Consider the following 5,810-nt stretch of genomic DNA (forward strand, 5'->3'; position numbering starts at 1 on the left):
ATTGCGTCCAAATCACCGCTGCTTACCCTGTTCAACCTGGTATCTAGGTTGCCTCTTAGGGGGCGGATTTCCAAACCGAGACCCAGTGCTCTAAGCTGTGCGGCCCTCCGGGGCGACGACGTGCCGACCACCGAGCCGCTCGGCAGCTGTGCCAGCACTAACCCGTCACGGGCGACGACGGCGTCGCGTGGGTCCTCCCGTGGCGGTATGGCGGCGATCACGAACCGCGGATCGTCGGCGGTAGGCAAATCCTTGTGCGAATGCACCGCCACGTCGACGCGGCCGTCCTCGATGGCCTGTCGCAGCGCGGCGGTGAAGACCCCGACGCCGATGCTGGCGATCGGGTCCGTCGAGCGGTCGCCTTCGGTGCTGATCGTGACCAGCTCGGCGGCATGGCCATTAGCGAGCAAGGCGTCGCGGATACCACCGGCTTGGGTGGTGGCCAGTAGACTGCCCCGAGTGCCTATCCGGATCACGTCGACCAAGCGGCTACTCAGCGGAATCGGTTGGCAGAACAGGCAATTCGCCTGCAGTAGCGACAGCGTCGACGGCGTTCTGGTCGAGTTCGAACAACTCGCGCAGCGCTTCGGCGTAGCTGTCGCCACCGGGTGCGCTGGCCAACTGCTTGATCCGCACGGTGGGTGCGTGCAGCAGCTTGTCCACCACCCGGCGCACGGTGCGAGCCACCTCGTCGCGGTGGGCGGCGTCGAGCTCGGGCAGCCGGTTGTCCAAGCGCAGCAACTCCGCCTCGACGACGTCGGCGGCGCGCTGGCGCAGCGCGGTCACGGTCGGGGTGACCTCTGCCATCCGCTGCCCGGCAAGGTAAGTGGCGACCTCGGTGGCGACGATGTGGCGGGCGGCCTCGGTGTCGGCAGCCGCAGCACGGGCCGACGGTTCCCGCTGCACGCGATCCATGTCGACGACCCAGATGCCCGGCAGCCCGGCCACCGCCGGGTCGACGTCGCGCGGCATGCCCAGGTCGCAGATCACCAGCGGCTCGTCGCTCTCGTCGCGGCGGGCAGCGGCCAGCCCGTGGTGCACGTCGGCCAGCGACACCACCGGGCGCACGGCTCCGGTGCAGCTCACCAGGAGGTCGGCGTCGGCCAGCGCGGACGGCAGCCGATCGAAGCTGAGCGCCTCGGCTCCCACGCCCGATTCGCGGATCTTGCGCGCTAGCCGCTGCGCGCGGGGCAGTGACCGGTTGACGACGTGGATATCGCGGACACCGGCGCGGGCCAGGTGAGCCGCCGACAGGGCGCCCATCGCCCCGGCGCCGACAACCACTGCGGTTTTGCCTTTCAGCCCGCCGAGCTTGGTGTCGGCCATGCCGAGCGCGACCGAGACCACCGACGCGCCTGCGGCGTCGATCGCGGTGTCGGTGTGTACGCGTTTGCCAACCGCGAGCGCGCGTTGGGCCAGCTCATGCAGTATCCGGCCGACGGTGCGGTTGGCCTCGGCGGCGGCGTAGGCGCGGCGCACCTGGCCCAGCACCTGCTGCTCGCCGACCACGGCGGAATCCAGGCCGCTGGCCACGGCGAACAGATGCTCGACCGCGGCCTCGCTGTAGCGGACGTAGGCGTATTTGGTGAGCTCACCCAGCGACATCCCGGAATGTTCGGAAAGCACCTGCCCGATGACCGACAGACCGCCGTGAAAGGCGTCGACCACCGCGTAGACCTCGACCCGGTTGCAGGTAGACAGCACCATGGCCTCGGTGACCAGCGGCGACTGCATCATCTGGTCGACGATCTTGAGTTGGTCGGACTCGTCGGTGCTCAGCTGCTCCAGGACGGAGACCGGGGCGCTGCGGTGCGACACCCCAAAGAGCAGGACGCTCACGGCTGCATCACCTGGCCTGCTCCCTTGCTATCACCAGTGATCGAACTGATGTCCACGGTAGACGTTTGACAGGTGGCCCACCAAATTTGCGGGGTCGTCACCTGCGCTCCCCCAGATCTTTGCGCAACCGGGGCTCGTCAACCTCCCAGTAGCTGTGCTCGCGGCCGTCGAGCAGCACCACCGGCAGCCGGTCACCGAACTCGGCGCGCAGGCCGGTGTTGCCGGCCGCTGCGGCGGCCTCGACGTCGGTGGTCGACAGGTCGAAATCAAGTTCGGCGGCCAGTTGCTCCAGATGCGCGTGCACCCGATCGCAGATCGTGCACCCGGCGCGGGTCAACAACTGGACCTGTGGGCGGCTCATAGTCCCAGTGTGGCAGTTGATCTCATCCCGGGTGAGTTGTGGCGAGTGCTCCTGGTCATTACCTTTACCGCCATGGCTGAGCGGGAGCCGCTGCGGGTTAACCCCGACGTGATGCACGGGGCTTCGCAGGCGTTAGCTGGGGCGGCAAAGGATCTGAATACCAGGCTGATTGAGCTTGACAGTCAAGTCCGCGACATGCTGTCCGGCTGGCAAGGCGGGGCGGGCGGCGCGTATGGCCAAGCGTGGGATCTGTGGCATCGCGGGGCCGGTGAGGTGCAGTTGGGGCTGGCAAAATTGGCGGAGGCGGTCGGTGTCGCCGGAGTTGTTTTCCAGGCCCAGGACTCGGCGTCGGCTCAGGTGATGGGGGGCATCGAGGTTGAGTGATGCATTTAGCGTCGATCCCGATTCGTTGGCCGAAGCGGTGGCGCGGATGAGCGAGTTCGTGCGCCACACCGCATGCGTGGTTGGCGAAATCGACTCGTTGGTGAGCCATCTGCATGGGACCTGGTCGGGTCAGGCTGCGGAGGCTCACGCCGAGGCGCACCGGCATTGGTCGCGTGGCGAAGCGATGATGCGGGAAGCATTGGCGCAGTTGAAGACTGCTGGCACAACGGCCCATCACAACTACACCGGCGCGATGACCACGAATACGACCATGTGGTCGTGAGCTGATGGCGCCCTTGACGGTTGATCCGCCGGCGCTCGATGGGGCCGGCGCCGCGGTGAATTCGACCGGCGAGGGTTTGGGGTCGGTCATCTCGACGTTGACTACGGCGCTGGCGGGATGCGACGGAATGGCCGGCGACGACCCGGCAGGTGCGGCATTTGGTCGGAGCTACAACAGTTCGGCCTCCAAGCTGCTTAAGGCCATGGCTGTCACGCGAAATGGCTTGTGCGGGCTGGGTTATGGCGTGCGGATGTCGGCACACAACTATTCGGTAGCCGAAGCGTCGTCAAATATCTCCGGGCACGGCGAGCCACTTCCCGCGCCGCAGCCGCCCGCCCCGGTGTCGGCGGGCTCAGCGCCGTCAGCGGTTGGCAGCGGTGTCGGCGCCCCGGCAGGCTGGGGTTGGGTAGCTCCCTTTATCGGAATGATCTGGCCGAACGGGGATTCGGCGAAGTTGCGGGCGGCGGCGGGCGCCTGGATCAGCGCTGGAACCAACTTTGAGGCCAGTGAAATAACCGGTGCGGGAGGGCCGATGGGCACTGTTGGCGCACAGCAGATCCCCGAAGGCCCGGCCATTGCGGCGGCGTTCACCGAAGCCAATCGCAGCGCGGCCGCAATCTTGCAGCAGTGCGTGTCAATCGCGGCTCAGCTCAATGCGTATGCGGCAAAAATCGATGCAGTCCACGCGGCGATCCTGGATTTGTTGTCCCGCATCTGCGACCCGACGACCGGGATCAAAGAGGTCTGGGAACTTTTGACCGATCAGGACGAAGACGAAATCAAGAAGATTGCCAACGACATTCGCACGATCGTCAACAACTTCACCGCCGAAGTCGACGCACTGCGCCAACAAATCGCTGCCACGATCTCCGCGGCGGACACGATCCTCACCAACATGGGCCGCTACGCCGATAAGGAATGGGATCAGTTCCTGCACCACACCGATGTCGGCCGAGTCGTAAACCAAATCGGCCGATTCGGCAAGGCCTTTGGCGAAGAAGGGGTCGAATTCGTCGAGGAGGTCTGGAACTACGGGCCGCTAACCGCTTTGGTCGATCCCAAGGGCTGGTACCACTCCTGGGAGCACCTGATCGGCGGGATGGCTCCGCTGGTCGGTCTGGGTGACGAGCACGCGCCCAGCATCGTGCAGGCGTGGAAAGACTTGGGCAAAAACGCAGTCCACTGGGACGAATGGAAGACGGATCCTGTCGACGCCGCCGGGAGAAGCACCTTCGACCTTGCGACGCTTTTGATCCCTGGCGGCGGTGAAGCGGCGGCAGCCGGCAAGGGTGCTCGCGCTGCCATTGACGGAGCGGAAGCGGCGGCCAAGGCGGCTCCTAGGGAGGCCGCGGTGCCGCGGGCGCTTGAGGGTGTACCGAAAGCCGGCGCTCCTGCGCCGGCACCGCACGCGCCGCGCGTGGAACCACCACCTCCTGAGCGGCCGCCCGTGCCCCCCGACAAGCCCGCTGCACCAGCACCGACGACGCCGACCTCAGCCCCCACGGACGGTTCGCCGCCCCACGGTCCAACCGAATCGAAACCACCCGTCGCGGATAAGCCTGCCCCCGGCGAAGGTCCCAAACCACGGGTCGAGCCAGCGCCATCGGGACCCGGCCACGGGCCGACCGGAGAGGCGCCATCGGGGGCACCTCCTGCAGCTCCCAGCCACGCGCCGCTCAGCGGACCTCCCGCCGAGCCAGCACCCAACGCCCCACACACCCAGCAATCCATACCCGCGGAGCCAACAGCCCCGCCTTCCCACTTTCCGGCTGAAGGGCATCCATCCGAGCCACCGTCATCCCACACGCCTGGGCCGGGCGATCACCCATCCGCGCCACCGCACGACGGCGCGCCCGGTGATCACCCGGCTGAGCCGCCTCAGCACGATGGCGCACCCGGGGATCACCCGCCTGAGGGCGGTGCCCCGCACGGTCCCCCCGAGTTCACATACGACAACCCACTCGACCACATGAGCGACGCGCTGCGAGCATTGTCCGAACAACACTTCAATGGCAGCGGCCGAACCGTCATCGGCCCGTTTAGCCCTCCGGGAGGCGGCCTTTCGTACATCAAGCTGGCGGAAGCCCTGAAAGCTAGCTACTTCGATATCGGCGACGCATGGGATGCGGCCACCCCCGGCGAACGACTCGCCGCGAACCAGCACTTGCTCGACTTGGCTATCGCGGAACGCGACACTGTCACCCTGTCGGTACCGTTTGGAAAGATTGATCCAAATAGTTTCACTGGCGCGGAAATTCGATATCTCGAATCACACGGCTACCGACCTACAGGCACCAACACCTTGGTTCCCCCGCCCGAAGGAGGACGGTAATGGAGGAATTGCTGGAGTTCTACTTGAAATATTTCAGTTTTCTTTATCTAGATCCGAATTATCACATTACGGACTCCAGCACCGACGGCAGTGCCACAATCAACGCCTCCTTGACAGCTACAGGCCCTCTGCTCAGCTGGCAGCTTACTAACAATCTCGGCCAGATTCGGATCGATATCGCGCCGACCAAGTTGAGTTCACCGGGAAACTGGTTCCGCATATCGATAATTCGGCAGTACCTTGATGGCTATGATGAACAAAGTCCGGTATCGCCTGGCGATGCGGTGGCGTGGGTTCGAGATAATCTGAGCCGCATTGAGGAGCTCTTTTCCGACTCATCAGCTACTGCGTCTTGCACAGCACTTACGGAACTCGAGAATGCAAACGCTATCAAATACTGGGGTACTCCGAAGGAATAATTTAGCTACGGCGGCTGAAGTAAGATATCAGGAATCACGCGGATGTCGGCAGCTAGACGACACACATAGGTCCCACCCGCTGGAGAGGCCGGGAAATGAGAACGCTCTTGGAGTACTTTCTACAATACTTTGGTTTTCTGTACTTGGATCCCTGATATCGAATCACGAATTCGACACCACCAGCGGTGTCGC

Annotated in this window: 7 protein-coding genes; 4 read left to right on the forward strand and 3 right to left on the reverse strand. The window is 64.8% G+C overall.

Features of this window, described 5'->3' with window-relative positions:
- The 3 genes from hemC to WBF82_RS06550 form a co-directional block, all read right to left on the reverse strand.
- Nucleotides 1-476, reverse strand: a 476-nt coding sequence (hemC, locus tag WBF82_RS06540) for a hydroxymethylbilane synthase (protein WP_424382262.1), incomplete at its 3' end; no start/stop codon positions are given.
- Between the two features lie 13 nt (nucleotides 477-489).
- Nucleotides 490-1,839: a glutamyl-tRNA reductase gene (locus WBF82_RS06545; protein ID WP_424382257.1), complete on the reverse strand. Its 1,350-nt coding sequence runs from the start codon at nucleotides 1,837-1,839 to the stop codon at nucleotides 490-492.
- 97 nt (nucleotides 1,840-1,936) lie between these two features.
- Entirely contained in the window at nucleotides 1,937-2,200 is a 264-nt protein-coding gene (locus tag WBF82_RS06550; RefSeq protein ID WP_424382258.1) for a glutaredoxin family protein, read from the reverse strand.
- A gap of 72 nt (nucleotides 2,201-2,272) precedes the next feature.
- On the opposite strand from WBF82_RS06550, the gene WBF82_RS06555 reads away from it, so the two are divergent.
- The 4 genes from WBF82_RS06555 to WBF82_RS06570 are packed head-to-tail and all read left to right on the forward strand — an operon-like array spanning nucleotide 2,273 to nucleotide 5,618.
- Entirely contained in the window at nucleotides 2,273-2,584 is a 312-nt protein-coding gene (locus tag WBF82_RS06555) for a WXG100 family type VII secretion target (protein ID WP_424382263.1), read from the forward strand.
- Nucleotides 2,577-2,867 (forward strand): WXG100 family type VII secretion target, encoded by a 291-nt coding sequence (locus WBF82_RS06560; protein ID WP_424382259.1) that lies wholly within the window; start codon nucleotides 2,577-2,579, stop codon nucleotides 2,865-2,867. Before WBF82_RS06555 ends, WBF82_RS06560 begins: the two co-directional genes overlap by 8 nt.
- A 4-nt stretch (nucleotides 2,868-2,871) precedes the next feature.
- On the forward strand, nucleotides 2,872-5,199 hold the full coding sequence (locus WBF82_RS06565) for an ADP-ribosyltransferse (protein ID WP_424382260.1): 2,328 nt from the start codon (nucleotides 2,872-2,874) through the stop codon (nucleotides 5,197-5,199).
- Complete coding sequence (locus WBF82_RS06570; protein WP_424382261.1) at nucleotides 5,199-5,618, forward strand: hypothetical protein; 420 nt, start codon at nucleotides 5,199-5,201, stop codon at nucleotides 5,616-5,618. The genes WBF82_RS06565 and WBF82_RS06570 overlap by 1 nt, the downstream gene beginning before the upstream one ends.
- Nucleotides 5,619-5,810 lie beyond the last annotated feature (192 nt).

This window comes from Mycobacterium sp. (genome assembly GCF_049673265.1).
GTDB lineage: Bacteria > Actinomycetota > Actinomycetes > Mycobacteriales > Mycobacteriaceae > Mycobacterium.